This window comes from Flavobacterium fontis, from assembly GCF_900129405.1.
Taxonomy (GTDB): domain Bacteria; phylum Bacteroidota; class Bacteroidia; order Flavobacteriales; family Flavobacteriaceae; genus Flavobacterium; species Flavobacterium fontis.
Map to the genome: position 1 here is coordinate 68,501 of NZ_FQVQ01000002.1, position 24,418 is coordinate 92,918.

36 protein-coding genes are annotated in these 24,418 nt (G+C 38.9%); 1 reads left to right on the forward strand and 35 read right to left on the reverse strand.

Going from position 1 to position 24,418, the window contains the following annotated elements:
- Positions 1 to 61: 61 nt before the first annotated feature.
- Positions 62 to 1,354, reverse strand: a complete 1,293-nt coding sequence (eno, locus tag BUC17_RS02455) for a phosphopyruvate hydratase (RefSeq protein ID WP_073361269.1) — start codon at positions 1,352 to 1,354, stop codon at positions 62 to 64.
- A gap of 292 nt (positions 1,355 to 1,646) precedes the next feature.
- Between eno and BUC17_RS02460 the strand changes: the two genes are divergently transcribed.
- The gene (locus BUC17_RS02460) at positions 1,647 to 2,678 is read left to right on the forward strand and encodes a hypothetical protein (RefSeq protein ID WP_143161694.1); all 1,032 of its coding nucleotides are present in this window, start codon (positions 1,647 to 1,649) and stop codon (positions 2,676 to 2,678) included.
- On the opposite strand, the gene carA is transcribed toward BUC17_RS02460, so the two are convergent.
- The 34 genes from carA to BUC17_RS02630 all read right to left on the reverse strand — a co-directional run bounded on the left by carA (position 2,675) and on the right by BUC17_RS02630 (position 24,306).
- Entirely contained in the window at positions 2,675 to 3,793 is a 1,119-nt protein-coding gene (carA, locus tag BUC17_RS02465) for a glutamine-hydrolyzing carbamoyl-phosphate synthase small subunit (RefSeq protein ID WP_073361273.1), read from the reverse strand. The two genes, BUC17_RS02460 and carA, sit on opposite strands and share 4 nt — an antisense overlap.
- A 132-nt stretch (positions 3,794 to 3,925) precedes the next feature.
- Positions 3,926 to 4,435 carry a 50S ribosomal protein L17 gene (gene rplQ / locus BUC17_RS02470; protein ID WP_073361275.1) on the reverse strand — a complete coding sequence of 170 codons (510 nt, stop codon included), beginning with the start codon at positions 4,433 to 4,435 and terminating at the stop codon, positions 3,926 to 3,928.
- A gap of 27 nt (positions 4,436 to 4,462) precedes the next feature.
- Positions 4,463 to 5,455, reverse strand: a complete 993-nt coding sequence (locus tag BUC17_RS02475) for a DNA-directed RNA polymerase subunit alpha (protein ID WP_073361277.1) — start codon at positions 5,453 to 5,455, stop codon at positions 4,463 to 4,465.
- A gap of 21 nt (positions 5,456 to 5,476) precedes the next feature.
- Positions 5,477 to 6,082: a 30S ribosomal protein S4 gene (rpsD, locus tag BUC17_RS02480; RefSeq protein WP_073361279.1), complete on the reverse strand. Its 606-nt coding sequence runs from the start codon at positions 6,080 to 6,082 to the stop codon at positions 5,477 to 5,479.
- Between the two features lie 83 nt (positions 6,083 to 6,165).
- A complete protein-coding gene (gene rpsK, locus BUC17_RS02485; RefSeq protein WP_073361281.1) occupies positions 6,166 to 6,549 on the reverse strand; it encodes a 30S ribosomal protein S11 in 384 nt (127 codons plus the stop codon).
- Positions 6,550 to 6,557: 8 nt separating this feature from the next.
- Positions 6,558 to 6,932: a 30S ribosomal protein S13 gene (rpsM, locus tag BUC17_RS02490; RefSeq protein WP_073361283.1), complete on the reverse strand. Its 375-nt coding sequence runs from the start codon at positions 6,930 to 6,932 to the stop codon at positions 6,558 to 6,560.
- Positions 6,933 to 6,934: 2 nt separating this feature from the next.
- Positions 6,935 to 7,051, reverse strand: coding sequence for a type B 50S ribosomal protein L36 (gene ykgO, locus BUC17_RS02495; RefSeq protein WP_073361285.1), 117 nt, complete (start codon positions 7,049 to 7,051; stop codon positions 6,935 to 6,937).
- Between the two features lie 12 nt (positions 7,052 to 7,063).
- Positions 7,064 to 7,279, reverse strand: coding sequence for a translation initiation factor IF-1 (gene infA / locus BUC17_RS02500; RefSeq protein ID WP_026714631.1), 216 nt, complete (start codon positions 7,277 to 7,279; stop codon positions 7,064 to 7,066).
- A 5-nt stretch (positions 7,280 to 7,284) separates the two neighbouring features.
- A complete protein-coding gene (secY, locus tag BUC17_RS02505) occupies positions 7,285 to 8,628 on the reverse strand; it encodes a preprotein translocase subunit SecY (RefSeq protein ID WP_073361287.1) in 1,344 nt (447 codons plus the stop codon).
- A 12-nt stretch (positions 8,629 to 8,640) separates the two neighbouring features.
- Complete coding sequence (rplO, locus tag BUC17_RS02510) at positions 8,641 to 9,093, reverse strand: 50S ribosomal protein L15 (protein ID WP_073361289.1); 453 nt, start codon at positions 9,091 to 9,093, stop codon at positions 8,641 to 8,643.
- An 11-nt stretch (positions 9,094 to 9,104) separates the two neighbouring features.
- The gene (rpmD, locus tag BUC17_RS02515; protein WP_073361291.1) at positions 9,105 to 9,287 is read right to left on the reverse strand and encodes a 50S ribosomal protein L30; all 183 of its coding nucleotides are present in this window, start codon (positions 9,285 to 9,287) and stop codon (positions 9,105 to 9,107) included.
- 12 nt (positions 9,288 to 9,299) lie between these two features.
- Entirely contained in the window at positions 9,300 to 9,821 is a 522-nt protein-coding gene (gene rpsE / locus BUC17_RS02520; RefSeq protein ID WP_073361293.1) for a 30S ribosomal protein S5, read from the reverse strand.
- Between the two features lie 5 nt (positions 9,822 to 9,826).
- Positions 9,827 to 10,180, reverse strand: coding sequence for a 50S ribosomal protein L18 (rplR, locus tag BUC17_RS02525; protein ID WP_073361295.1), 354 nt, complete (start codon positions 10,178 to 10,180; stop codon positions 9,827 to 9,829).
- An 11-nt stretch (positions 10,181 to 10,191) separates the two neighbouring features.
- On the reverse strand, positions 10,192 to 10,734 hold the full coding sequence (gene rplF / locus BUC17_RS02530) for a 50S ribosomal protein L6 (RefSeq protein WP_073361297.1): 543 nt from the start codon (positions 10,732 to 10,734) through the stop codon (positions 10,192 to 10,194).
- 14 nt (positions 10,735 to 10,748) lie between these two features.
- Positions 10,749 to 11,147: a 30S ribosomal protein S8 gene (rpsH, locus tag BUC17_RS02535; RefSeq protein ID WP_073361299.1), complete on the reverse strand. Its 399-nt coding sequence runs from the start codon at positions 11,145 to 11,147 to the stop codon at positions 10,749 to 10,751.
- A 76-nt stretch (positions 11,148 to 11,223) separates the two neighbouring features.
- Positions 11,224 to 11,493 (reverse strand): 30S ribosomal protein S14, encoded by a 270-nt coding sequence (gene rpsN, locus BUC17_RS02540; protein WP_073361301.1) that lies wholly within the window; start codon positions 11,491 to 11,493, stop codon positions 11,224 to 11,226.
- A gap of 3 nt (positions 11,494 to 11,496) precedes the next feature.
- Positions 11,497 to 12,048, reverse strand: a complete 552-nt coding sequence (gene rplE / locus BUC17_RS02545) for a 50S ribosomal protein L5 (protein WP_073361303.1) — start codon at positions 12,046 to 12,048, stop codon at positions 11,497 to 11,499.
- 2 nt (positions 12,049 to 12,050) lie between these two features.
- Positions 12,051 to 12,365 (reverse strand): 50S ribosomal protein L24, encoded by a 315-nt coding sequence (rplX, locus tag BUC17_RS02550; protein WP_073361305.1) that lies wholly within the window; start codon positions 12,363 to 12,365, stop codon positions 12,051 to 12,053.
- 12 nt (positions 12,366 to 12,377) lie between these two features.
- Positions 12,378 to 12,746, reverse strand: coding sequence for a 50S ribosomal protein L14 (gene rplN / locus BUC17_RS02555; protein ID WP_007803649.1), 369 nt, complete (start codon positions 12,744 to 12,746; stop codon positions 12,378 to 12,380).
- A gap of 2 nt (positions 12,747 to 12,748) precedes the next feature.
- Positions 12,749 to 13,006, reverse strand: a complete 258-nt coding sequence (gene rpsQ, locus BUC17_RS02560) for a 30S ribosomal protein S17 (protein WP_073361652.1) — start codon at positions 13,004 to 13,006, stop codon at positions 12,749 to 12,751.
- A gap of 19 nt (positions 13,007 to 13,025) precedes the next feature.
- The gene (rpmC, locus tag BUC17_RS02565) at positions 13,026 to 13,217 is read right to left on the reverse strand and encodes a 50S ribosomal protein L29 (RefSeq protein WP_073361307.1); all 192 of its coding nucleotides are present in this window, start codon (positions 13,215 to 13,217) and stop codon (positions 13,026 to 13,028) included.
- A 12-nt stretch (positions 13,218 to 13,229) separates the two neighbouring features.
- Positions 13,230 to 13,649, reverse strand: a complete 420-nt coding sequence (gene rplP, locus BUC17_RS02570; RefSeq protein WP_073361309.1) for a 50S ribosomal protein L16 — start codon at positions 13,647 to 13,649, stop codon at positions 13,230 to 13,232.
- Between the two features lie 19 nt (positions 13,650 to 13,668).
- Positions 13,669 to 14,409, reverse strand: coding sequence for a 30S ribosomal protein S3 (gene rpsC, locus BUC17_RS02575; RefSeq protein WP_073361311.1), 741 nt, complete (start codon positions 14,407 to 14,409; stop codon positions 13,669 to 13,671).
- Positions 14,410 to 14,417: 8 nt separating this feature from the next.
- On the reverse strand, positions 14,418 to 14,828 hold the full coding sequence (gene rplV, locus BUC17_RS02580) for a 50S ribosomal protein L22 (RefSeq protein ID WP_073361313.1): 411 nt from the start codon (positions 14,826 to 14,828) through the stop codon (positions 14,418 to 14,420).
- 6 nt (positions 14,829 to 14,834) lie between these two features.
- Complete coding sequence (gene rpsS, locus BUC17_RS02585) at positions 14,835 to 15,113, reverse strand: 30S ribosomal protein S19 (RefSeq protein ID WP_073361315.1); 279 nt, start codon at positions 15,111 to 15,113, stop codon at positions 14,835 to 14,837.
- 10 nt (positions 15,114 to 15,123) lie between these two features.
- The gene (rplB, locus tag BUC17_RS02590; protein WP_073361317.1) at positions 15,124 to 15,948 is read right to left on the reverse strand and encodes a 50S ribosomal protein L2; all 825 of its coding nucleotides are present in this window, start codon (positions 15,946 to 15,948) and stop codon (positions 15,124 to 15,126) included.
- 7 nt (positions 15,949 to 15,955) lie between these two features.
- On the reverse strand, positions 15,956 to 16,246 hold the full coding sequence (rplW, locus tag BUC17_RS02595; RefSeq protein ID WP_073361320.1) for a 50S ribosomal protein L23: 291 nt from the start codon (positions 16,244 to 16,246) through the stop codon (positions 15,956 to 15,958).
- Between the two features lie 7 nt (positions 16,247 to 16,253).
- A complete protein-coding gene (gene rplD / locus BUC17_RS02600) occupies positions 16,254 to 16,883 on the reverse strand; it encodes a 50S ribosomal protein L4 (protein ID WP_073361322.1) in 630 nt (209 codons plus the stop codon).
- Complete coding sequence (gene rplC, locus BUC17_RS02605) at positions 16,883 to 17,500, reverse strand: 50S ribosomal protein L3 (RefSeq protein WP_073361324.1); 618 nt, start codon at positions 17,498 to 17,500, stop codon at positions 16,883 to 16,885. The genes rplD and rplC overlap by 1 nt, the downstream gene beginning before the upstream one ends.
- Positions 17,501 to 17,891: 391 nt before the next feature.
- Positions 17,892 to 18,197: a 30S ribosomal protein S10 gene (rpsJ, locus tag BUC17_RS02610; RefSeq protein ID WP_026710316.1), complete on the reverse strand. Its 306-nt coding sequence runs from the start codon at positions 18,195 to 18,197 to the stop codon at positions 17,892 to 17,894.
- A gap of 11 nt (positions 18,198 to 18,208) precedes the next feature.
- On the reverse strand, positions 18,209 to 20,353 hold the full coding sequence (gene fusA / locus BUC17_RS02615; RefSeq protein WP_073361326.1) for an elongation factor G: 2,145 nt from the start codon (positions 20,351 to 20,353) through the stop codon (positions 18,209 to 18,211).
- 10 nt (positions 20,354 to 20,363) lie between these two features.
- On the reverse strand, positions 20,364 to 20,840 hold the full coding sequence (gene rpsG / locus BUC17_RS02620; protein WP_073361328.1) for a 30S ribosomal protein S7: 477 nt from the start codon (positions 20,838 to 20,840) through the stop codon (positions 20,364 to 20,366).
- Between the two features lie 23 nt (positions 20,841 to 20,863).
- Positions 20,864 to 21,244, reverse strand: coding sequence for a 30S ribosomal protein S12 (rpsL, locus tag BUC17_RS02625; RefSeq protein ID WP_073361330.1), 381 nt, complete (start codon positions 21,242 to 21,244; stop codon positions 20,864 to 20,866).
- Positions 21,245 to 21,411: 167 nt separating this feature from the next.
- Entirely contained in the window at positions 21,412 to 24,306 is a 2,895-nt protein-coding gene (locus tag BUC17_RS02630; protein ID WP_083544714.1) for a DUF7619 domain-containing protein, read from the reverse strand.
- Positions 24,307 to 24,418 lie beyond the last annotated feature (112 nt).

The following is a 24,418-nucleotide window of genomic DNA, read 5'->3' on the forward strand; positions in this document are numbered from 1 at the left end:
TTGCATAAAAAAAGCCCCATCAACACTTGTGATAGGGCTCGTTTATGAAATTAAAAACAACTTATCGTTGCTTAAAAGCTTTTTCACCTGGGAAATATGCGGTTTCAGCCAATTCCTCCTCGATGCGCAACAATTGATTGTATTTGGCCATACGATCGGAACGAGAAGCCGAACCCGTTTTGATTTGTCCGCAGTTGAGTGCAACGGCTAAATCGGCAATCGTAGTATCTTCAGTTTCTCCCGAACGATGTGACATTACAGAGGTATACCCTGCATTATGGGCCATGGTTACTGCTGCGATGGTTTCCGATAAGGTTCCGATTTGGTTTACCTTTACCAAAATTGAATTGGCAATCCCTTTTTCGATACCGGTAGCCAAACGCTCCACATTGGTTACAAACAAATCATCGCCTACCAATTGTACTTTATCTCCAATTTTCTCGGTCAACATTTTCCATCCGTCCCAATCGTCTTCATACATCCCGTCTTCAATCGATACAATCGGATATTTTGAAGCCAAGGAAGCTAAATAATCTGCTTGTTCTTCTGAAGTACGCACTTTTCCGTGGGCGCCTTCAAATTTGGTATAATCGTATTTTCCGTTGACATAAAACTCAGAAGCGGCACAGTCTAGGGCGATTTTGATATCTTCCCCAAAGATGTATCCTGCATTTTCAACAGCAACTTTAATCGAGTCTAAGGCATCTTCAGTACCCCCTGCCAAATTGGGTGCAAATCCACCTTCATCACCTACCGCTGTAGAAAGATGACGGTCGTGCAACACTTTTTTCAAATGATGAAAAATCTCGGTACCCATTTGCATCGCATGCGTAAATGACTTTGCTTTTACCGGCATAATCATAAACTCTTGGAAAGCAATAGGGGCATCGGAGTGCGACCCTCCGTTAATGATATTCATCATCGGTACAGGCAAGGTATGTGCAGAAACACCTCCTACGTAACGGTATAAAGGCAAGCCCAATTCGTTGGCAGCCGCTTTAGCTACGGCGAGTGAAACCCCTAAAATAGCATTGGCTCCTAAATTGGATTTGTTGGCGGTTCCATCCAAATCGATCATAGCCTTATCGATACTATTTTGCTCAAAAACAGAAGTCCCTACAAGTTCTGGTGCAATTTTGGTGTTGACATTTTCAACTGCTTTCAAAACGCCTTTTCCAAGGTAATTTTTGCCACCGTCACGTAACTCAACCGCTTCATGCTCGCCAGTTGAAGCACCACTAGGAACGGCAGCGCGACCTAAAACACCATTTTCGGTTACAACATCCACTTCAATGGTAGGATTTCCACGAGAGTCTAAAATTTGACGCGCATGTACTTTAATGATAATACTCATGCTAATAGGAATTTAATAGTTATGCAATGTTCTTTTTACAAAATTAAAGAATCAAGGGGAACCAAAGTTTGAATTCCTCAAAAACTTATAAACTCAATCGATTGCGAATCAGAAAAAAATAGCTGGAATGAAGAAACAGTCGTCGACAATACTATTAAAAAGTATTTTCTTACTTTTTGTTATCTATTTGTTATTTTATCGTATTTTTTTGTATTTTTATCGAGTAAAAAATTGCACAGCTAAATTTCAGTTTGTATTTTTATACCGTTTTTTAACTAAAACAAGTGAACCCATGAAAACCCTACGCCTCCAATCGATGTTGTTGCTATGTTTTTGTTCCTCATTGCTGATGGGACAACATTACCGCAATGCCAAAGCCTACATTAATGATTTTGGAAAAAACGAATTGTTTGTTAAAGAATCCTTGATGGAGTATTCAAAATCCATTATTGATTTTACTCCAGACTCTAGGATTAGTGCAACGATGGAGCGGATTTACAACAAATTAGAAGATATCAATGAAAATCTTCTTCGGAATGACATTGGGATTGATGGCGATGTGGCTTTACGGGATGCATTTATTCAAATGAATACCAAAACCATTGAATTATTAAAAAACAAATCGCTCAAATTAAACGATTACGCGATACAAAGTGGCTTGGATTATGCCGATATCTTCAAAAATTTTGCGTACAAAGAACATCAAATTGCAAATTATTACAAAGATATCTTAGCGTATGAAACGGCCAAGAAAGCCTTCGGGTTAAAGCATCGTATACTTATTCGCAGCTTCAATAAACGCAATGTTTTTGAATATAATGCGTATCAAAATCTAATTTTTTATAAGATTAACGTGTTGGATGACAAATTAATGGCGTTATTGAAATTCCGTTCCGTTGACCAAGTTCAAGAGTGCATGACCTTCATGAGTGGGGTGTTGCAAGAGTCGTTGCTCAAAACAGACTTATATAAGAACGATTACGAGGATCAGAGTTTGATTGAAGCTAATGTTGAGTTTATTCATTTTATAAAAAATCAGAACGAAACGTTACTTCCCTTGTTTCAGCAATACGTGACGGTTTATGAAGATTTTCAAAAAATTAAAAAGAGTTTTCTTGAAAACAACACTCCCATCAAAGTGGAAGACTATAATGCAGAAGTGCGTCGTTTTAACGAAATAAAAAACACTTTTTTTGACACGCTCTATGCGATACAAGTCAAAAAAAGTGAATTAGTAAACCGCTGGTACGTTACAAACAGTCAGTTCTTAAAAAACAATATTGAATTTGAAGATCTTTACGAAAAATTCACCAATAACGATTAAGCGTTAACCGATTTTGCCTGCTGAATCGCTTCTATAAATTGATCAAACAAATAAGAGGCATCGTGTGGTCCTGGACTTGCTTCGGGGTGGTATTGTACGGAAAAACAAGGTTTCGACTTCATTCGCATCCCTGCCACGGTTTGATCGTTGAGATGAAAATGGGTTATTTCCAAATCAGCATGGTTTTCTAAAGCTTCGCGATCGACAGCAAAGCCATGATTTTGTGAAGTTATCTCCCCTTTCCCTGTCAATATATTCATCACGGGATGATTTATACCCCGATGTCCATTAAACATTTTATAGGTAGGTACACCATTGGCCAAAGCTAGAATTTGATGGCCCAAACAAATCCCAAACACAGGTTTGTTGGAGGCAATCATTTGTCGCGCAGTTTCTTGTACTTGTACTAAGGGATCGGGATCACCAGGACCGTTGGACAAAAAGTAACCGTCAGGCTGAAGGGACGCTAACGTTTCAAAGGGAGTATCATACGGAAAGACATGGATACAACAATCTCTTTGTGCTAAGTTGCGGAGGATATTGCGTTTTATGCCCAAGTCTAAAGCGGCGATATGATAGGTTGCCTCCGTAGCACCAAACGTATAGGGTTTTGTTGCAGAAACTTTTGAGGCCAACTCGAGTCCTTTCATATCAGGCACTAAAGCCAATTGGCGTTTGAGTTCGTCGACGGGAGTTCCATCGGTGCAAATTACAGCATTTTGAGCGCCATGATCACGAATATAACTTACCAAAGCTCGGGTATCAACATCGGAAATAGCGACGACATTTTGTTTTTCAAAATAGGTAAACAAATCACTTTCCGAATCGGGACGCGAATGGGTGAAACTAAAATTTTTACACACCAAGCCCGAGATCATTATTTGATCAGATTCGACTTCCGAAGCATTTACCCCATAATTTCCGATATGCGCATTGGTGGTCACCATAATTTGCCCGAAATACGAAGGGTCGGTAAAAACTTCTTGATATCCTGTCATTCCGGTATTGAAGCAAACTTCACCAAAAGTAGTTCCCGAAATTCCAATAGATTTTCCGTAAAAAAGGGTTCCGTCTGCAAGAAGCAAAAGGGCTTGAGGGCGCGTGGTATATTTCATAGTGTTGTGTTGTTGAGGGCAAAATTAGGATTTCACTTTGGGATGTAAAAATTCTTTTATCAAACTTTTTAAACAAAAAAAAAGGACAAACCCGTAGGTTCATCCTTTAGTATAGTTAATTCAAAAAATGAATTATTCTGCATTTTCAGCGGTTTCTTCAGTACTTGCTTGAGGTGCTTCAGGAGCAGTTTCAGCAGCAGGAGCAGCAGTTTCAGCTTTTTTAGCTTTACCACCACGACGGCTTTTTGCTTTTTTCTCCTCTTTTTTACCTCCGTTGTACAATTCGTTGAAGTCTACCAACTCGATCATTGCCATATCAGCGTTATCGCCCAAACGGTTTCCTAATTTGATAATACGAGTATATCCTCCAGGACGATCCCCTACTTTGGCAGCTACATCTCGGAACAATTCTGTAACGGCATATTTATTTCTCAAATACGAGAAAACGATACGACGATTGTGGGTAGAATCTTCTTTTGATTTAGTGATCAATGGTTCAACGAATACTTTTAGTGCTTTCGCTTTCGCAACCGTCGTGTTAATGCGTTTGTGCTCAATTAAAGAACAAGCCATATTCGCCAACATCGACTTTCTGTGTCCGCTTTGTCTACTTAAGTGATTTACTTTTTTTCCGTGTCTCATTTTAAAATCTTTTTACGCAATAAAGCACTAGTCTTTATCTAATTTATATTTTGATAAATCCATTCCGAACGTTAGGTTTTTGTTGGCTACCAACTCATCCAATTCGGTCAACGATTTTTTACCGAAGTTGCGGAATTTCATCAAATCATGTTTGTTAAACGAAACCAAATCGCCTAGGGTTTCCACTTCAGCCGCTTTCAAACAGTTAAGGGCGCGAACAGACAAGTCCATATCGACCAATTTTGTTTTTAACAACTGACGCATGTGAAGGGATTCTTCATCATACGTATCGGTTTGTGCGATTTCGTCAGCTTCCAACGTAATACGCTCGTCAGAGAAAAGCATAAAATGGTGGATCAAAACTTTAGCTGCTTCTGTTAAAGCATCTTTCGGATTGATTGAACCGTCGGTTTTGATTTCGAAAACTAACTTTTCGTAGTCGGTTTTTTGTTCCACACGGAAGTTTTCGATGGCATATTTTACATTGACTACTGGGGTAAAGATAGAGTCAATATAGATCGTACCGAATGGAGCATTTTGTTTTTTATTTTCTTCGGCGGGAACATAGCCACGACCTTTTTCGATCGTTAATTCAATATTGAAATTAACTTTAGAATCAAGGTTGCAGATCACCAATTCTGGATTTAAAACCTGGAAACCGGAGATGAATTTTTGGAAATCACCCGCAGTAATTTGGTCTTTTCCAGTCAAGGAAACAGTTACCGACTCATTATCGATATCTTCGATTTGACGTTTGAAACGAACTTGCTTCAAATTCAAAACGATTTCGGTTACATCTTCCACAACACCAGAGATCGTTGAAAACTCATGCTCAACACCCTCGATTCTTACAGAAGTAATTGCGTAACCTTCTAAAGCGGATAGCAACACGCGACGCAGTGCGTTACCCACAGTCAATCCATATCCCGGTTCTAAAGGTCTGAATTCAAACTTACCTTCAAAATCGGTAGAATCGATCATGATTACTTTGTCTGGTTTTTGAAAATTAAATAATGCCATAATTTCGACAGGTGTCAGTTATTATTTGTTGTACAACTCTACGATCAATTGTTCTTTGATATTCTCAGGAATTTGAATTCTGGCAGGGACAGAAACAAAAGTTCCTTCTTTAGTATCGTTGTTCCAAGTAATCCACTCGTAAACAGCTGAGGAGTTAGCTAATGAACGTTCGATTGATTCTAATGATTTTGATTTCTCACGCACCGCAATTTTATCGCCAGGTTTTAAGTGGTACGAAGGGATGTTTACCACTTCACCGTTAACGGTAATGTGACGGTGAGAAACGATTTGACGTGCTGCACGACGTGAAGAAGCGATACCCATACGGTATACAACATTGTCTAAACGCGCTTCGCACAATTGTAATAGGATTTCACCCGTTACTCCAGAAGCAGCAGATGCTTTTTCATATAAGTTACGGAATTGTTTTTCCAAAATACCGTACGTGTACTTCGCTTTTTGCTTTTCCATCAATTGTACTGCGTATTCTGATTTTTTACCTCTCTTTTTAGCCAAACCATGTTGTCCTGGAGGGTAATTTCTTTTTTCGAAGGCTTTATCGTCTCCGAAGATCGCTTCACCAAATTTACGAGCGATTTTAGTTTTTGGACCAGTATATCTTGCCATTTTACTTTTTATTTGGGATAGAGATTATGAATTCAGGTCAAATCCTCCGATAATCTGTATTCTATCCGAGTTATACTTTAAAATTAAACGCGACGTCTTTTCGGTGGACGACAACCGTTGTGAGGCATTGGTGTAACATCAATGATTTCGGTAACTTCAATTCCTCCATTGTGGATGGAACGGATAGCAGATTCTCTACCGTTACCTGGCCCTTTAACATATACCTTCACTTTCTTTAAACCAGCTTCTAAGGCAACTTTTGAACAATCTTCAGCAGCCATTTGTGCCGCATAAGGCGTGTTCTTTTTAGAACCACGGAAACCCATTTTACCGGCAGATGACCAAGAGATTACTTCTCCCTTTTTGTTGGTTAACGAAATGATGATATTGTTGAAAGTAGCGTTAATATGAGCTTCACCAGATGATTCAACAATTACTTTGCGTTTTTTTGTATTTGCTTTAGCCATACTACTTATTATTTAGTTGCTTTCTTCTTGTTAGCAACAGTTTTGCGCTTACCTTTTCTAGTTCGAGAATTGTTTTTAGTACGTTGACCGCGTAATGGAAGTCCTGATCTGTGACGGATTCCACGGTAACAACCAATATCCATTAAACGTTTGATGTTTAAGGAAGTTTCTGAACGTAATTCCCCTTCAATTTTGTAGTAGGAAACCGCATCACGGATTGCTCCGATTTCGGTATCATTCCAATCTTGAACTTTTTTGTCTTCGCTAACATTAGCTTTTGCTAAAATTTCGCTAGCTCTGCTTTTCCCAATTCCGAAGATATAGGTCAAAGCAATTACCCCTCTTTTATTTTTAGGTATATCTACCCCTGCTATTCTTGCCATAATTATCCTTGTCTTTGTTTAAATCTAGGATTCTTTTTATTAATAACGTACAATCTTCCTTTACGACGCACAATGATACATTCTGCGCTTCTTTTTTTAACTGATGTTCTTACTTTCATTTTTTAATAACTTTAGTATCTGTAAGTGATTCTTGCTTTGGATAAATCGTAAGGACTCATTTCCAACTTCACTTTGTCGCCAGGCAACAACTTGATGTAATGCATACGCATTTTTCCGGAAATATGAGCAATTACAACATGCCCGTTTTCTAACTCTACTCGGAACATCGCATTGGATAATGCTTCAATGATGGATCCGTCTTGTTCTATTGCTGATTGTTTTGCCATAAAAATTAAGCTACTGCTTTTCTATTTTTACCACTTTTCATCAAACTGTCATAGTGTTGATTCAATAGATACGTATTGATCTGTTGAATTGTATCGATGGCAACACCTACCATAATGATCAACGAAGTTCCACCGTAAAACATGGCCCAAGACTGTTGCACATCCATACTCACTACAATCGCAGGGAATACAGCAATCAACGCTAGGAATAACGACCCTGGAAACGTAATCAAAGACATAATACGATCTAAGTAATCGGAAGTTTCAACACCAGGTTTCACACCAGGGATAAAACCACCACTACGTTTCAAATCATCAGCCATTTTGTTGGTTGGTACTGTAATTGCGGTGTAGAAGTACGTGAAAATGATGATTAGCAAAGCAAAAACAACATTATACCATAATCCAAAGATATTACTGAAAGTACCCGCAATGGATTGGGAAACATCGGATTTTGATAAACCAGCCACGACACCAGGGATAAACATAATTGCTTGAGCAAAAATGATTGGCATTACCCCAGAGGCATTCAATTTCAATGGAATCCATTGACGATTTCCTCCGTTGGCGTCTTGTTCAAAATCACCTGTAGTCGTTCGGCGTGCATATTGCACCGGAATTTTACGAACTGCCATAACCAGTAAGACACAAGCGATAATCACCAATAACCAAATGATAATTTCGAAAACCAACAACATTGGTCCTCCATTATTATTGGTTACACGAGACGAGAATTCTTGAATCAAAGCTTGTGGCAAACGCGCTAAAATTCCGACCATGATTAACAATGAGATTCCGTTTCCTATTCCTTTATCGGTAATTTTTTCACCCAACCACATGGCAAAAATTGTCCCTGTCGTTAAGATTAATACAGATGAGAATAAGAATGCAAATGAATCAAATCCTAGTAAAAAGGCACTGGAAGGAATGGTTTGGTAAAGGTTGTAAATATACCCTGGGCCTTGCAATAAGGTAATCCCTATGGTTAACCAACGGGTAATTTGATTTAACTTTTTACGACCGCTTTCGCCATCCTTCTGTAACTTTTGAAGATATGGAATTGCAATCCCCATTAATTGAACAACAATTGATGCAGAGATGTAAGGCATAATACCTAAAGCAAAAACAGATGCTTTAGAGAAGGCGCCTCCGGTAAACATGTCCAAAATAGAACCCAACCCTTGATCGGTTTGACCCGCTAGGTTGGCCAACTGATTGGCATCAATACCTGGAAGTGTAACGTGAGCCCCAAATCGGTACACCAAAAGCAAGCCTAGGGTGAAAACGATACGGTTTTTCAACTCTTCTATTTTCCAAACACTCTTAATGGATTCAATAAACTTCTTCATAAAGTTAACGTATTATAAAGTTACAGCCTCACCACCAGCAGCTTCGATTGCTGCTTTAGCCGTAGCTGTAAATTTGTGAGCAGTTACTTTCAATTTAGCCTTTAACTCGCCGCGACCTAGAATTTTTACCAATTCGTTTTTAGTTGCCAAACGGTTTTCAACCAACACGGTAAAATCTACAGTATCGGTAACCAAACCATTATCAACTAAAGCCTGAAGCGTGTCTAAGTTTACACCTTGATACTCTACTCGGTTGATATTTTTAAAACCAAACTTGGGTACACGACGTTGAAGTGGCATCTGACCTCCTTCAAAACCAATCTTTTTGGAGTAACCAGAACGAGACTTAGCTCCTTTGTGACCGCGCGTTGAAGTACCTCCTTTTCCGGAACCTTCTCCACGACCTACTCTTTTGTTTTGGTTGTGCGTAGAACCCGCTGCTGGTTGTAAGTTACTTAAATTCATAACGTATCTTGTTATTTAACTTCCTCAACGGAAACTAAGTGTTTAACTTTATTTATCATTCCAAGGATAGCTGGGTTTGACTCATGTTCCACAACTTGTCCTATTCTACGAAGACCTAAAGCAACCAAACCTCTTTTTTGAGATTGAGGACAGTTGATTTGACTTCTAACTTGTTTTACTACTAACTTTGCCATACTTTAAGCGAATTATCCTTTAAAAACTTTATCCAAAGACACTCCTCTTTGTTTGGCAACAGTAGCTGCACTACGCATTTGAAGCAATGCATCAAAAGTAGCTTTTACCACATTGTGAGGGTTTGAGGATCCTTGCGATTTTGACAATACATCGTGAACACCTACCGATTCCAAAACGGCACGAACAGCACCACCGGCAATAACCCCGGTACCGTGTGAAGCAGGCATTAAGTAAACGCGAGCTCCTCCGTATTTTCCTTTTTGTTCGTGAGGTACAGAGTGACCACTAAGAGGGATACGCACTAGGTTTTTCTTAGCATCTTCTACAGCTTTGGCAATGGCTTCAGAAACGTCTTTGGATTTCCCAAGACCGTGACCTACTACACCATGCTCATCACCTACAACGACGATAGCGGAGAAACCAAATGCTCTACCTCCTTTGGTTACTTTCGTAACACGATTTACACTCACCAAACGGTCTTTCAACTCAAGTCCGCTGGGTTTTACTAGTTCGATATTTTTGTACTTGTACATAACGATTAGAATTTAAGTCCAGCGGCTCTAGCGCCATCTGCTAATGATTTAACACGTCCATGGTATAAATAACCACCACGATCGAATGCGATAGTTTCAACACCTGCTTTTAACGCTTTTTCACCCAAAAGTTTTCCAACTTGCTCGGCAATTTCCACGTTTGTACCTTTGAAATCTACTCCTTTTTCGCGCGATGAAGCAGCTAATAAAGTAACACCATTCACATCGTCTATGAGCTGGGCATAGATTTCTTTATTACTTCTGAATACCGAAAGTCTGGGTTGGGTAGCAGTACCCTTGACAATCTTACGGATTCTGAACTGAATTCTTTGTCTTCTTTCCGATTTTGATAATGACATAACCTTTATTTTTAAGCTGATTTACCTGCTTTTCTTCTTAATACTTCACCTACAAACTTGATACCTTTTCCTTTGTATGGCTCAGGCTTACGGAAACCGCGAATTTTCGCCGTTACTTGACCTAAAAGCTGTTTGTCGTAAGAGGTAAGTTTTACAATAGGGTTTTTACCTTTTTCAGAAATTGTTTCCACCGTAACTTCTGGTGCAATTTCTAAAACGATATTGTGCGAATATCCTAAAGCAAGATCTAATTTTTGACCTGCATTAGAAGCACGATATCCTACCCCTACTAGTTCTAATTCATTCGTAAAACCAGTTGAAACTCCAGTAATCATGTTATTGATTAAAGAGCGATATAAACCGTGTTTTGCGCGTTGATCTTTATAATCAGATGATCGTTCAACTGTGATTTGATCACCTTCAACTTTTACAGTTACGTCTGAGAACTCCTGTGTAAGTTGACCTAATTTTCCTTTTACTGTAATCACACCTTCGCCTAGAGTTACCTCTACTCCCGCTGGGATCGTAATTGGGCTTTTACCTATTCTTGACATCGTTTCCCTTTTTATTAGTATACGTAACAAATAACTTCACCACCCACATTCAACTGGCGCGCTTGCTTACCGGTCATCAACCCTTTGGACGTTGACACAATAGCAATACCCAAACCATTCAAGATTCGGGGTAATTTTGTAGCACCTGCATATTTACGTAAACCTGGTTTACTAATTCTTTGGATATCTCTAATCACCGACTCTTTAGTATCCTTATCGTACTTAAGAGCGATTTTGATGGTACCCTGAACGGTAGTATCTTCAAACTTATAGCTTAAGATATACCCTTGATCAAATAAAATTTTGGTGATTTCTTTCTTCATATTAGAAGCAGGAATCTCAACCACTTTGTGATTGGCTTTTGCTGCATTTCTAATTCTCGTAAGAAAATCGGCAATTGGATCTGTATACATATGTATGAATTTGCGGTTATGGTTTTCGCTGAACACTATGCTCAGCGAACCTTTAACCAATTAAACTTTTAGTTGCTTACCAGCTCGCTTTTTTCACTCCTGGAATTAAGCCTTGGTTGGCCATTTCACGGAAAGTTACACGTGAAATACCGAATTGACGCATATATCCGCGAGGACGACCCGTTAATTTGCAACGGTTGTGTAAACGAACAGGAGAGGCGTTTTTAGGTAATTTTTGTAACCCTTCGTAATCTCCAGCTTCTAATAACGCTTTGCGCTTTTCAGCATATTTCGCTACCGTTTTTTGGCGTTTCACCTCACGGGCTTTCATTGATTCTTTAGCCATAACTTAATTCTTTTTAAAAGGTAAACCTAATTCAGCTAGTAATGATTTTGCTTCTTTGTCGGTTTTGGCAGTCGTTACAAAAGTAATGTCCATACCGGCAATTTTGTTCACTTTATCGATGTCGATTTCTGGGAAAATGATTTGCTCAGTAACCCCTAGGTTGTAGTTTCCACGTCCATCAAAACCATTGGCTTTGATTCCGCTAAAATCACGTACACGAGGTAACGCTGAAGTAATCAAACGATCCAAGAATTCGTACATACGCTCACCACGTAAAGTCACTTTAGCACCAATAGGCATTCCTTTACGTAATTTAAAGGAAGCTACGTCTTTCTTAGAAATAGTAGCTAAAGCTTTTTGACCTGTGATTTTAGTTAACTCATCAACCGCGTAATCCACTAATTTTTTATCCGATACCGCAGCACCTACACCTCGGCTAATTACAATTTTCTCAAGTTTAGGCACTTGCATTACATTTTTGTAACCGAATTCTTCTTTAAGAGCGGTGATTACACGACTCTTATATTCTTGTTTTAGTCTTGGAATATATGCCATAACTACAATACTTGATTAGATTTTTTTGAAAATCTTACTTTCTTATCTCCTTTAGACTTGAATCCAACCTTGGTAGCTTCTTTCGATTTAGGATCTACTAGAGCTAAGTTAGAAATATGGATAGGAGCTTCTTTCTTTACAATACCTCCTTGAGGATTTTGAGCGCTTGGCTTAGTGTGTTTAGAAACCATATTGACTCCTTCAACAATCGCTTTATTATCCTCACGGATTACACGAACTACCTTGCCTTCTGCCCCTTTATGGTCACCAGCAATGACTTTAACAACGTCGCCTGATTTAATTTTAATCTTTGTCATCTCTTGATCGAATTAAAGCACTTCAGGTGCCAATGATACAATTTTCATGAATTGCTTCTCACGAAGCTCTCGAGCAACCGGACCAAAAACACGTGTACCGCGCATCTCACCTGCCGCATTCAACAATACACAAGCGTTATCATCAAAACGGATGTAAGAACCATCAGCACGACGTACTTCTTTTTTGGTACGTACAACAACTGCAGTGGAAACCGCACCTTTTTTAACGTTTCCGTTTGGTGTGGCATCTTTGATAGAAACTACAATTTTATCTCCAACAGAGGCATAACGACGTTTCGTTCCTCCTAATACGCGGATGGTTAGTACTTCTTTAGCACCTGTATTGTCCGCAACTTTTAATCTACTTTCCTGTTGTACCATGATTACTTCGCTCTTTCAATGATTTCAACTAATCTCCAACATTTGGTTTTACTCAACGGACGTGTCTCCATGATACGTACGGTATCGCCAATGTTACAGTCATTTTTTTCGTCGTGTGCAACATATTTCTTAGTCTTTAACACGAACTTACCATATAATGGGTGCTTTACTTTTTTAGTTTCAGCAACAACAATCGATTTTGCCATTTTGTTGCTAGTAACCACACCAATTCTTTCTTTTCTTAAATTTCTTTTTTCCATCATTCAGCGGATATTACAATTATTGTAACTCTCTTTTGCTTAATTCAGTCGCCAATCGAGCTACCGTTCTACGCATACTGCGAATTTGAAGCGGATTTTGGATTGGAGAAACGGCGTGAGCCATTTGTAAATCAGCGTAAGACTTTTTCATTTCACTAAGCTTTGCTTGCAACTCAGCTGTAGACAGATTGATAATTTCTGATTGTTTCATAATGTGTTCTGATTATGCTTCGAAATCTCTAGCAACGACAAACTTAGTTTTTACGGGAAGTTTCTGAGCGGCCAAACGCAAAGCTTCTTTGGCTACTGATAGCGGCACTCCACCTACTTCAAACATGATTCTGCCTGGTTTAACAACGGCAGCCCAATATTCAACGGCACCTTTACCTTTACCCATACGTACTTCAAGGGGTTTCTTTGTAATTGGTTTATCCGGGAAGATCTTAATCCATAACTGTCCTTCACGCTTCATGTAACGGGTAGCAGCGATACGGGCAGCCTCGATTTGACGGGATGTTAAAAACGCTGAATCCAACGATTTAATTCCAAACATTCCGTTGGAAAGTACATGTCCACGTTGTGACACGCCTTTCATTTTACCTTTCTGTACCTTGCGGTATTTTGTTCTTTTAGGCTGTAACATTTTTCTTTAATTTAAAAAATTACTTTCTTTTACGGGCCCCTCCCGATTTACCGGATTTCCCATTACGGGGTGCATCCCCTTTACCACCAGCAGCTTGTTTTTTATCCATGCCTACTAATGGCGATAAATCGCGTTTTCCGTAAACTTCACCTTTCATGATCCATACTTTGATACCCATTCTACCGTAAGTAGTATGTGCTTCAGCCAAAGCGTAATCAATATCGGCTCTGAAAGTGGATAGAGGAATACGACCTTCTTTGAAATTTTCAGAACGTGCCATTTCAGCTCCGTTCAAACGACCAGAAATCATTACTTTGATTCCTTCCGCATTCATACGCATAGCAGCCGCGATAGCCATTTTAATAGCTCTTCGGTATGAAATACGACTTTCGATTTGACGTGCGATACTAGAAGCTACTAGAAAGGCATCCAACTCGGGTCTTTTAATTTCAAAGATGTTGATTTGAACCTCTTTGTCAGTAATTTTCTTTAACTCCTCTTTCAACTTGTCTACCTCTTGACCGCCTTTACCAATGATGATACCAGGACGAGCCGTAGTGATAGTAACGGTTACAAGTTTAAGAGTGCGCTCGATAATTACTTTAGATACACTAGCTTTTGATAAACGCGCATGGATATACTTTCTGATTTTATAATCTTCAGCGATTTTGTCGCCGTAATCATTTCCACCATACCAGTTTGAATCCCATCCTCTGATGATACCAAGGCGATTTCCAATTGGATTTGTCTTTTGTCCCATACTGTTTATTAATTACTTTGTGTGTTATCTACTTGTCCTAACACGATGGTTACGTGGTTGGAACGTTTTCTGATTCTGTGTGCGCGACCTTGTGGAGCGGGACGTAATCTTTTCAACATTACACCACCGTCAACTTTGATCTCTTTTACAAATAAGCCTGCTTCTGCTACATTGCCTTCGCTATTTTTCTGCTCCCAGTTGTTGATTGCCGATAACAATAGTTTTTCCAATTTGCGTGAAGCTTCTTTTGAGCTGAATCTTAGAATACTAAGTGCTCTTTCCACTTTCTGACCTCTTACCAAGTCTGCTACTAAGCGCATTTTTCTAGGTGAAGTAGGGCAGTTATTTAACTTAGCAAAAGCCAAAGACTTATTCGCCTCTTTTCTTGCGTCTGCTGTATTTCTTTTACGAACTCCCATTTCTTCTTATTTTTTACCTTTATTTTTAGCTCCAGCATGACCTCTAAAGGATCTTGTTGGTGAAAATTCTCCTAATTTATGACCTACCATGTTCTCGGTAACATACACGGGAACGAATTGGCGACCATTGTGAACTGCGATAGTTTGTCCAACGAAGTCAGGCGTAATCATTGAGGCTCTTGACCAAGTCTTAACCACATTTTTATTGCCATTTTCAGCGTTTTCTAAAACTTTCTTTTCTAATTTATAGTGAACGTAAGGTCCTTTCTTTAATGAACGTGCCATGTCTATCTAATTATTTCTTTCTGCGTTCAACAATATACTTGTTACTTGGATTAGCCAAAGAACGTGTTCTATATCCTTTAGCCGGTAGACCTTTTCTAGAACGTGGGTGACCTCCAGAAGAACGTCCTTCACCACCTCCCATGGGGTGATCAACTGGGTTCATCGCTACTGGTCTTGTTCTTGGTCTTCTACCTAACCATCTGCTTCTACCTGCTTTACCAGATACAATTAACTGGTGGTCAGAGTTAGAAACAGCTCCAATCGTAGCCATACAAGTCAACAAAATCAAACGTGTTTCACCTGAAGGCATTTTGATTGTAGCATACTTACCATCACGCGCCATTAATTGGGCAAAAGTACCCGCAGAACGCGCAATAATAGCTCCCTGCCCTGGACGTAATTCAATACAAGAAATTACGGTACCAAGAGGAATTTTACTTAATGGTAAAGTGTTTCCGATTTCAGGTGCAGCATTTTCACCTGATACTATGGTCTGACCTACTTGTAAACCATTTTGAGCAATGATGTAGGTTTTTTCTCCATCCGCATACGCTAATAATGCGATAAAGGCAGTTCGGTTTGGATCATACTCAATCGACTTAACGGTTGCAGGGATACCAAACTTAGTTCTTTTGAAATCGATAATACGATAACGTTGCTTGTGACCACCGCCTGTATAACGCATGGTCATTTTTCCTTGACTATTTCTACCTCCTGAGCTTTTTTTCGGTGCGATCAATGAACGCTCCGGCTTATCAGTTGTAATGGCGTCAAAACCATTGACAACTCTAAAACGCTGGCCAGGGGTAATAGGTTTTAATTTTCTAACTGACATTGTTTACTTAGTTATTAGAATAAAAATCAATTGTTTCACCTTCCTGTACTTGTACGATGGCTTTCTTGTACGAGTTTGTTTTTCCTTGAATCAAACCACTTTTGGTATATTTAGTAGTACGATCAGGACGAACATTCATCGTGTTTACTTCAACAACGGTAACGCCATAAGCAGCCTCTACAGCTTTCTTGATCTGTACTTTGTTGGCTTTCTTATCTACAACGAAACCAAAACGATTAAAAAGCTCCCCGTCTTTGGTCACTTTTTCGGTAATGATAGGTTTAATGATGATACTCATGGCTCTGTTATTTACTTAAATTTTCTACAATTCCCGCTACAGAACTCTCTGTAAGCACTAAATTATTAGCATGTAAAATACTGTAAGTGCTTAATTCTGAAGAAGTTACAACCTTAGAGGCTTGTAAATTGCGTGACGACAAATATACATTATTATTTGTATCACCCAACACGAACAATGATTTTTTGTTCTCTAACCCTAAAGCATTCAATACACTAAGGAATTTTTTGGTGCTTGGAGTTTCAAAAGCGAAATCTTCCACAACAATCAAATTAGACTCTTTTGCTTTCATTGACAAAGCTGATTTACGCGCTAATCGCTTCAAGCCTTTGTTCAATTTGAAAGAGTAGCTACGGGGACGAGGTCCGAAAATTGTACCCCCACCTACGAACACAGGAGACTTAACACTACCTGCACGCGCCGTACCTGTTCCTTTTTGTTTTTTAATCTTGCGTGTACTACCCGCCACTTCATTGCGTTCTTTCGCTTTGTGTGTTCCTTGTCTTTGGTTAGCAAGATATTGCTTAACATCAAGATATACCGCATGGTTGTTTGGCTCGATGCCAAATACAGCGTCAGAAAGCTCTACTTTTCTGCCTGTATCTTTTCCGTTACTATCTAAAACTTTTACTTCCATTACTTCTGAATGATTACATACGAGTTTTTATGTCCAGGAACCGCACCTTTAACCACCAATAGGTTTTTGTCAGCTACGACTTTTAAAACTCTAAGATTTTGTACTTTAACATTTTGACCTCCCATTCTTCCGGCCATACGCATTCCTTTGAATACACGAGAAGGATACGATGAAGCACCCACAGATCCCGGTGCACGCAAACGGTTGTGCTGACCATGTGTAGATTGTCCAACCCCACCAAATCCGTGACGCTTAACAACCCCTTGGAAACCTTTTCCTTTTGACACACCTTGTACATCGACAAATTCGCCTTCGCTGAAAACGTCTACAGTGATGTTGTCACCTAATTTGTACTCCGTTTCAAAACCTTGGAATTCAACGACTTTTTTCTTAGCAGATGTTCCCGCTTTTTTAAAGTGACCTACGGCCGCTTTGGTGGCGTGTTTTTCTGTTTTGTCATCGAAACCAAGTTGCAACGCTTCATACCCGTCAACCTCTTTGGTTCTGACTTGGGTAACGACACATGGACCTGCTTCAATTACGGTACAAGGGATATTTTTCCCGTTCTCGTCAAAGATGCTGGTCATGCCGATTTTTCTTCCAATTAACCCAGACATAAAAATTATTAATTAATTAAACATTGTTTAGCAATGGCAAGTAGCCATTTTTTTGAGCGTGCAAATATATAGATTAGAATCCATCAATCAAAATAATCTAAGTAATTATTTTTCAGGAAGTAATCAACCGATTTTTAACGACAAATAATACTGAAATAAAATTGATGAAAATATGTTGTAAGCCCCCGAAAACAAAAGGAAACAAAGTTTCAGCATTGATTTTAAAGCGGTACAACAGGAAGGCAAACGCTTAAAAATAGTTATCAACAAAATGGAACAAAAAAAATTTTGCAATAAAAAAAAGAGTTTCACCTCTCTTTTCTTACTTCCCAAAAACAAAAAAAAATGACCGGCAAAAACCGGTCATTTAGAAGGTATAAAAAGTGAATTATCACACTTTGATCTCAACTTCAACACCACTAGGAAGCTCTAACTTCATCAAAGCATCAATAGTCTTAGAAGAAGAACTATAAATGTCTAACAAACGTTTGTAAGAGCTCACTTCGAACTGCTCACGTGCTTTTTTGTTTACGTGAGGAGAACGCAATACGGTGAAGATTTTCTTGTGTGTAGGAAGTGGAATAGGACCCGTTACTACAGCACCTGTGCTTTTCACTGTTTTTACGATTTTTTCAGCGGATTTATCCACCAACATATGATCGTAAGATTTCAATTTTATTCTAATTTTTTGACTCATCTTTTCAAGAATTAAGCGTTACCTTTTGCTTTTTTGATTACCTCATCAGAGATGTTAGAAGGCGTTTGTTCGTAGTGTGAGAACTCCATTGTTGAAGTTGCTCTACCCGATGACAATGTACGCAACGTAGTTACGTAACCAAACATTTCAGAAAGTGGCACATTCGCTTTGATGACTTTAGATCCCGCACGGTCACCCATGTCGTTCACTTGTCCTCGTCTGCGGTTAAGGTCACCTACGATATCCCCCATATTTTCTTCAGGCGTAATCACTTCGATTTTCATGATAGGCTCAAGGATTACAGCACCTGCAGCTTTTGCAACTTCTTTGTATCCTAATTTAGCCGCCATTTCAAACGATAACGCATCCGAGTCCACAGGGTGGTACGAACCATCCAACAAGGTTACTTTCAAGCTATCCACAGTGTAGCCTGCCAAAGGCCCTTGCTTCATCGCTTCTTTGAATCCTTTTTCTACAGCAGGAACGTATTCTTTTGGAACGTTACCTCCTTTTACTTCATTGACAAACTGAAGACCCACAAATCCTTCTTCGGCTGGCTCCAAACGGAAAACAATGTCCCCGAATTTACCACGTCCACCGGATTGTTTCTTATAAACTTCACGGTGTTGCGCTGATTTAGTGAATGCTTCTTTGTACTCTACTTGAGGCTCTCCTTGGTTTACTTCAACCTTGAACTCACGCTTCATACGGTCAATCAAGATGTCTAAGTGTAACTCACCCATACCTGAGATGATGGTCTGACCAGAAGCTTCGTCCGTACGTACCGTAAACGTTGGATCCTCTTCAGCCAATTTCGCCAAAGCCATACCCATTTTATCTACGTCAGCCTTAGTTTTAGGCTCAATCGCGATACCGATTACCGGATCAGGGAACTTCATCGATTCAAGAATGATCGGGTGTTTCTCATCACACATGGTGTCTCCCGTTTTGATATCTTTAAAACCAACTGCTGCTCCGATATCACCTGCTTCGATAAACTCGATAGGGTTTTGCTTGTTAGCGTGCATTTGGTAGATACGAGAAATACGTTCTTTGTTGCCTGAACGTGTGTTCAAAATGTAAGAACCTGCATCCAAACGACCTGAATACGCTCTAAAGAAAGCCAAACGACCTACATAAGGATCGGTAGCAATTTTGAACGCCAATGCCGCGAATGGTTCAGTTACATCAGGGCGACGTGTAATTTTGGTTTGCTCTTCTTCAGGAAGATCAGCATCATCAGGGTGAATACCTTGAATACCATCTTTATCTACAGGTGAAGGCAAATATTTACAAACAGCATCCAACATAAATTGAACTCCTTTGTTTTTGAAAGAAGATCCACACATCATAGGAATGATGGCCATGTCAATAGTAGCCGCACGTAAGGCATTGTTAATTTCGTCTTCCGTAATAGAGTTTTCATCCTCCATGTACTTATCCAAAAGGTTTTCATCGTATTCTGCTACGGCTTCAATCAAGGTAGAACGGTATTGTTTTACCTCATCAACCATTTCAGCTGGAATATCAACGATATCAAAAGTAGCGCCTTGTGTTTCCTCATGCCAGATAATAGCTTGGTTTTTTACCAAATCTACTACTCCTTTGAAGTCCATTTCATCCCCGATTGGCAATGTAATGGCTACTGCATTGGATTTTAACATGTCGCGTACTTGCTGACAAACAGCCAAGAAATTTGATCCTTGACGGTCCATTTTGTTAACGAATCCCATACGAGGAACACGGTATTGGTCGGCCAATCTCCAGTTGGTTTCGGATTGAGGCTCTACCCCATCAACCGCAGAGAATAAGAAAACCAATCCATCCAATACACGCAATGAACGATTTACTTCCACTGTAAAGTCAACGTGTCCGGGAGTATCGATAATGTTAAAGTGATATCCTTTTGTTTCGGGTAAATTTTTACCTTGTTCGGTTGGGAAATTCCACGTACAAGTGGTCGCCGCCGAAGTAATGGTAATACCGCGCTCTTGCTCTTGTGCCATCCAGTCCATGGTAGCTGCTCCATCGTGAACCTCACCAATCTTGTGAGACTTTCCAGTGTAGAACAAAATACGCTCAGTCGTAGTCGTTTTTCCAGCGTCAATGTGCGCTGCAATTCCGATATTTCGGGTAAATCTTAAATCTCTTGCCATCGCTTAAAAATTAAAATCTAAAGTGAGAGAATGCTTTGTTAGCTTCTGCCATTTTGTGGGTATCCATTCTCTTTTTCACCGCTGCTCCTTCTTCTTTTGCAGCAGCTAAAATTTCAGAGGCTAGTTTACCCGCCATGGATTTCTCGTTTCTTTTGCGTGCATAAAGGATTAACCATTTCATCGCCATTGAAATCTTGCGATCGGGACGAATTTGCATCGGGATTTGGAACGTAGCTCCACCCACACGACGTGAACGAACTTCTACGTGAGGCATCACGTTAGTCAATGCATCTTTCCAAATTTCTAAAGCAGATTTTTCTGCATCTTGCTTTTTAGTTTCTACGATTTCCAACGCAGAATAAAACACATTAAAAGCAATTGATTTTTTACCATCCCACATTAAGTTATTCACAAAACGGGTGACCAATTGATCGTTAAATTTTGGATCCGGTAAAAGCGGTCTTTTTTTGGCCTGTCTTTTTCTCATTTCTTCTGATTAAAAGTTTTTAATTACTTTTTGTCTTTTGGGCGTTTTGCTCCGTACTTTGATCTTCTTTGAAGACGTCCGTTAACTCCGGCCGTATCCAAAGCACCACGCACGATGTGGTATCGTACCCCTGGCAAATCTTTCACCCTTCCACCTCTCACTAATACTATCGAGTGCTCTTGTAGATTGTGTCCTTCACCTGGGATGTAAGCATTCACCTCATTACCATTGGTCAAACGTACACGCGCAACTTTACGCATGGCTGAGTTTGGTTTTTTTGGCGTAGTGGTGTAAACACGCGTACAAACCCCTCTTCGTTGAGGACAAGAATCCAAAGCAGCCGATTTACTCTTCTTAGCGATTTTGGCTCTTCCAGTTCTTACTAATTGTTGAATTGTTGGCATAATTTAAATAATAAATTTACTTATGTTTACTTTTACCCGCATTTTACGGGGTTGCAAATGTATAAATTATTTTTTATCAAACAAATACAAAATTCTGTGTTTTTATAGAAACAAAAAAAACCGCCTTTCTTTACACAAAAAAGACGGTTTTAATTGGAAATATCATTTTACTTTTTCAAAACTTTCTTGAGGTATTTCCCCCCAATTGTAGTGGTTTGAATCAGATATACGCCAGGCGGTAACGCTTGCATATCCAATTGCAAGGTAGCTTGATCACCCAATTGCGTCCATAATAAACGGCCCTGGCTGTCGGTAATGGACACAGACTTTATGAGCTCTGGAGCTACAATTTGTAGCGTATTCTCGGCTGGTACCGGGAACATGTCTATTGCATCCGATTGAAAATTAGCAACATCTAGCGTCGTAAAAATACTTGTTTCTGTATTTGTAATAATAGGATAATTAAAATCAAAATAAATAGACGCCGTATTACTAATAGTACTGTTTAAAGTTAGCGTTGGTAATGTTTTAATCTTAAACACTACATACCCATCGTTGCTGTCATCTTCAAAGGGTAATTGAATATTTTCAAAAATAAACCTGACTTCATTTCCTTGAATTTGGGCATAGCCTGAATGACTTGAATGCACCCATCGTAAGGTTGAAATATCAAACATAGCAGGATTAATCACATCCTTAATTACAACATTCCGCGCAGGAAACGTTCCCGTATTTTCAAAACGAATTCGGTAATACACATACGAACCAATTTCTGCTGGATCTATAACAGTTCCTTGCAAACACGTTTTATCGTTAGGATCATACGAGTTAAAAACCGTTTGTGCTAGATCAAACGAATTGTCCAATGGCGTTACATCTGTCGATAATCCCGCCGCATTTGCTTGAAAATTCAAAACATCATTTGCATTGAGCGAAGGAACAGCAGTTGGCGTGTTTAACACAAACGTTACGTTTAACATTCTCGTTTCAAATGGAGCAATCACGCCTAAATTCCAAGTCAATAAACCAACTGTGGAAGATGTAGGTGCTATGGATGCTTGGGTAAAATTCATTACCGCATCATTGAACGTGAATGAAAGCGTGACGTTTTCATTTTGATTCCCTTTATTTTTAACTAGGAGGCTGTAAGAGGACTCAAACCCAGGCACTGCAAAATCTGTTGGAACAATCACCACCTCCAAATCATGGGCAACTCCCACACTAGTTAAACAAAAATCTTGTGTAAATGGGGACGGCGTCGCGGGAAAAGTTACCAAATAGTTTGGTGGTGTAACCGTAAAATAGGTGGGATTCTCCAACTGAGGGGTAATTGAAAACGTACCGTCTTGAACAGAATAGCTATATTGTCCATTGGCATTTCCTATATAACTTGCCGTATTCGTCCCATTGCTGATGCTAATTCGAGGGCTGGGCACAACAAAATCGGCGGGATCACAGCCACTGGCATTGCTATCATGGCGAAATACTCCACGAAAAGTAGATACAGCACCGCCTGGTGTAAACGTACAAAAACTATTAGTGTGGCAGGTTGGGGAAAGTCCAGATTGTTGTTGTTCGATTATATTCTGCATCCACGGCACCTCATCTTCGTCGACACAAATATACACCATAGGATTAGGAGACAAATAAACTGAACTTAAGCTTGAATTTACACCATTTTTAAACGATAAGGTCTGTATTTGGTTGCCCCCACATGCAAATGAAATAAATGAAAAATTGGGAACGGTTGTTAAATCTAAACTACTAAGTAGATTGTTACTACAATCAAATAAAGACATATCATACAAGTTATTCAGTATAAGATTTGACAACAGATTGTTTTTACAATCTAGATAATCTAAATTAGGAAAATCTGAGATAGTTAGAGAGGTTAATTGATTTTCTGAACACCTCAAAAAAATTAAATTTGTTACTCCAAAAAAATTGATGTCCTGAATTAAATTATCATTACACTCTAATAGAAAAAGATCTGAAAGTCCTGAAAGATCTAAAGTTCCAATTTGATTATAACTACATTTTAGTGTTTTTAATAACGTAAGACTAGAAACATTTAACGTCGTTAATAAATTTGAAGAGCAATCTAAATTTTCAAGATTAGTCATGTGAAGTAAGTCAAGAGTGGTTAAGAGATTTTGTTCACAATTTAAAGTAACCATCGAGTCCTGACTTGAAAGATCTAAGATAGATATCAAATTACTAGAACAACCTAAAGTTGTTAGGTTAGATAAACCGGATAAGTTAATATTTGACACTTGATTATATGCAAACAATAAAGTCTCTAAATTTACCAGTCCGCTTACATTTAAATCAGTAAGCTGATTCGAACTACAATTTAAAAACTTTAAATTAGTACTACCCGTAAGATTAATTTGTTGAACATTTGAAGACCCTACCTTAACTGTCTCTAAATGAGTCATATTCGAAATATCTAAATTTGGTATATTGTTTTGAGTAATATCCAAATACTTAAGCAGTGGTACGTCTAGCTTATTAAAAGAGGTCAAATTAGCATTAATAGCATGTAAATATTCTAAATTAGGCATTAGGGACAGATTCAAACCCGTTACAGATGTAATTGAACTATCAAAAGCCTTTAAATTGGGCAACAAAGGAAGATTTAATGCAATAGTCAAATTCATAGCACTATAACCGAAACGGAGCCCCTCTAAGTTTTGTAATGCTGCTGGAAGTGTGAATGTAGAAGCACTTGAACCCTTTAAATTCAAGCCTTCAAGATTAATGAAAGCCTCCAAACCCGTCAAATCTTGGATTGATGTATTGTAGTAATCCACATCCAAGTAAGTTATAGCTTGCGCTTCTGTTACCTGAATCTCCCCATCATTGTTTGTATCGATTGGAACAGACATTCCAATAGGAATAAAAAAACCGACATTATAATCCCAAGGTTGATTGCTTGCAATTAAATTAGTAGAATTGGCTGATAATAAATAAGCCTTAAACGCAGGATCAGGAATGTTTACGATTTGTGCACTGGTTAACTGAACTATAAGAAGCACAAAAAAGGCGTATAACTGTTTCATAATTAAAGGGTTTTAGATGTACAAATATAGAAAAGTATGTACAGACAATCCATGAAAATTCCGTAAAAAATTCACTCCTCAACAATTTCCCAAGAATTCCAGCCTTTTGCTA

Bases quoted from the DNA above. Each gene is read 5' to 3' on its own strand.
- rpsQ (WP_073361652.1), bottom strand. From the start codon at position 13,006: ATGGAAAAAAGAAATTTAAGAAAAGAAAGAATTGGTGTGGTTACTAGC.
- rpsN (WP_073361301.1), bottom strand. From the start codon at position 11,493: ATGGCTAAAGAATCAATGAAAGCCCGTGAGGTGAAACGCCAAAAAACG.
- eno (WP_073361269.1), bottom strand. From the start codon at position 1,354: ATGAGTATTATCATTAAAGTACATGCGCGTCAAATTTTAGACTCTCGT.
- rplX (WP_073361305.1), bottom strand. From the start codon at position 12,365: ATGACAAAGATTAAAATTAAATCAGGCGACGTTGTTAAAGTCATTGCT.
- fusA (WP_073361326.1), bottom strand. From the start codon at position 20,353: ATGGCAAGAGATTTAAGATTTACCCGAAATATCGGAATTGCAGCGCAC.
- rpsJ (WP_026710316.1), bottom strand. From the start codon at position 18,197: ATGAGTCAAAAAATTAGAATAAAATTGAAATCTTACGATCATATGTTG.
- rpsG (WP_073361328.1), bottom strand. From the start codon at position 20,840: ATGAGAAAAAGACAGGCCAAAAAAAGACCGCTTTTACCGGATCCAAAA.
- rplD (WP_073361322.1), bottom strand. From the start codon at position 16,883: ATGGAAGTAAAAGTTTTAGATAGTAACGGAAAAGATACAGGCAGAAAA.
- rplC (WP_073361324.1), bottom strand. From the start codon at position 17,500: ATGTCTGGGTTAATTGGAAGAAAAATCGGCATGACCAGCATCTTTGAC.
- BUC17_RS02460 (WP_143161694.1), top strand. From the start codon at position 1,647: ATGAAAACCCTACGCCTCCAATCGATGTTGTTGCTATGTTTTTGTTCC.
- rplW (WP_073361320.1), bottom strand. From the start codon at position 16,246: ATGAGTATCATCATTAAACCTATCATTACCGAAAAAGTGACCAAAGAC.
- rpsK (WP_073361281.1), bottom strand. From the start codon at position 6,549: ATGGCTAAAGCAAATACAAAAAAACGCAAAGTAATTGTTGAATCATCT.
- rpsL (WP_073361330.1), bottom strand. From the start codon at position 21,244: ATGCCAACAATTCAACAATTAGTAAGAACTGGAAGAGCCAAAATCGCT.
- carA (WP_073361273.1), bottom strand. From the start codon at position 3,793: ATGAAATATACCACGCGCCCTCAAGCCCTTTTGCTTCTTGCAGACGGA.
- BUC17_RS02475 (WP_073361277.1), bottom strand. From the start codon at position 5,455: ATGGCATTATTTAATTTTCAAAAACCAGACAAAGTAATCATGATCGAT.
- rplV (WP_073361313.1), bottom strand. From the start codon at position 14,828: ATGGGAGTTCGTAAAAGAAATACAGCAGACGCAAGAAAAGAGGCGAAT.
- rplO (WP_073361289.1), bottom strand. From the start codon at position 9,093: ATGAATTTAAGTAACTTACAACCAGCAGCGGGTTCTACGCACAACCAA.
- rpsD (WP_073361279.1), bottom strand. From the start codon at position 6,082: ATGGCAAGATATACTGGTCCAAAAACTAAAATCGCTCGTAAATTTGGT.
- rplQ (WP_073361275.1), bottom strand. From the start codon at position 4,435: ATGAGACACGGAAAAAAAGTAAATCACTTAAGTAGACAAAGCGGACAC.
- rpmD (WP_073361291.1), bottom strand. From the start codon at position 9,287: ATGGCAAAGTTAGTAGTAAAACAAGTTAGAAGTCAAATCAACTGTCCT.
- rplB (WP_073361317.1), bottom strand. From the start codon at position 15,948: ATGTCAGTTAGAAAATTAAAACCTATTACCCCTGGCCAGCGTTTTAGA.
- rpsE (WP_073361293.1), bottom strand. From the start codon at position 9,821: ATGTACAAGTACAAAAATATCGAACTAGTAAAACCCAGCGGACTTGAG.
- rpmC (WP_073361307.1), bottom strand. From the start codon at position 13,217: ATGAAACAATCAGAAATTATCAATCTGTCTACAGCTGAGTTGCAAGCA.
- rpsM (WP_073361283.1), bottom strand. From the start codon at position 6,932: ATGGCAAGAATAGCAGGGGTAGATATACCTAAAAATAAAAGAGGGGTA.
- rplF (WP_073361297.1), bottom strand. From the start codon at position 10,734: ATGTCAAGAATAGGTAAAAGCCCAATTACGATCCCAGCGGGAGTAGAG.
- BUC17_RS02630 (WP_083544714.1), bottom strand. From the start codon at position 24,306: ATGAAACAGTTATACGCCTTTTTTGTGCTTCTTATAGTTCAGTTAACC.
- rplP (WP_073361309.1), bottom strand. From the start codon at position 13,649: ATGTTACAGCCTAAAAGAACAAAATACCGCAAGGTACAGAAAGGTAAA.
- rpsS (WP_073361315.1), bottom strand. From the start codon at position 15,113: ATGGCACGTTCATTAAAGAAAGGACCTTACGTTCACTATAAATTAGAA.
- rplR (WP_073361295.1), bottom strand. From the start codon at position 10,180: ATGTCATTATCAAAATCGGAAAGAAGACAAAGAATTCAGTTCAGAATC.
- ykgO (WP_073361285.1), bottom strand. From the start codon at position 7,051: ATGAAAGTAAGAACATCAGTTAAAAAAAGAAGCGCAGAATGTATCATT.
- infA (WP_026714631.1), bottom strand. From the start codon at position 7,279: ATGGCAAAACAATCAGCAATAGAACAAGACGGATCCATCATTGAAGCA.
- rplE (WP_073361303.1), bottom strand. From the start codon at position 12,048: ATGGCATATATTCCAAGACTAAAACAAGAATATAAGAGTCGTGTAATC.
- rpsH (WP_073361299.1), bottom strand. From the start codon at position 11,147: ATGTATACAGATCCAATTGCCGATTTTCTTACGAGAATTAGAAATGCA.
- rplN (WP_007803649.1), bottom strand. From the start codon at position 12,746: ATGGTACAACAGGAAAGTAGATTAAAAGTTGCGGACAATACAGGTGCT.
- rpsC (WP_073361311.1), bottom strand. From the start codon at position 14,409: ATGGGACAAAAGACAAATCCAATTGGAAATCGCCTTGGTATCATCAGA.
- secY (WP_073361287.1), bottom strand. From the start codon at position 8,628: ATGAAGAAGTTTATTGAATCCATTAAGAGTGTTTGGAAAATAGAAGAG.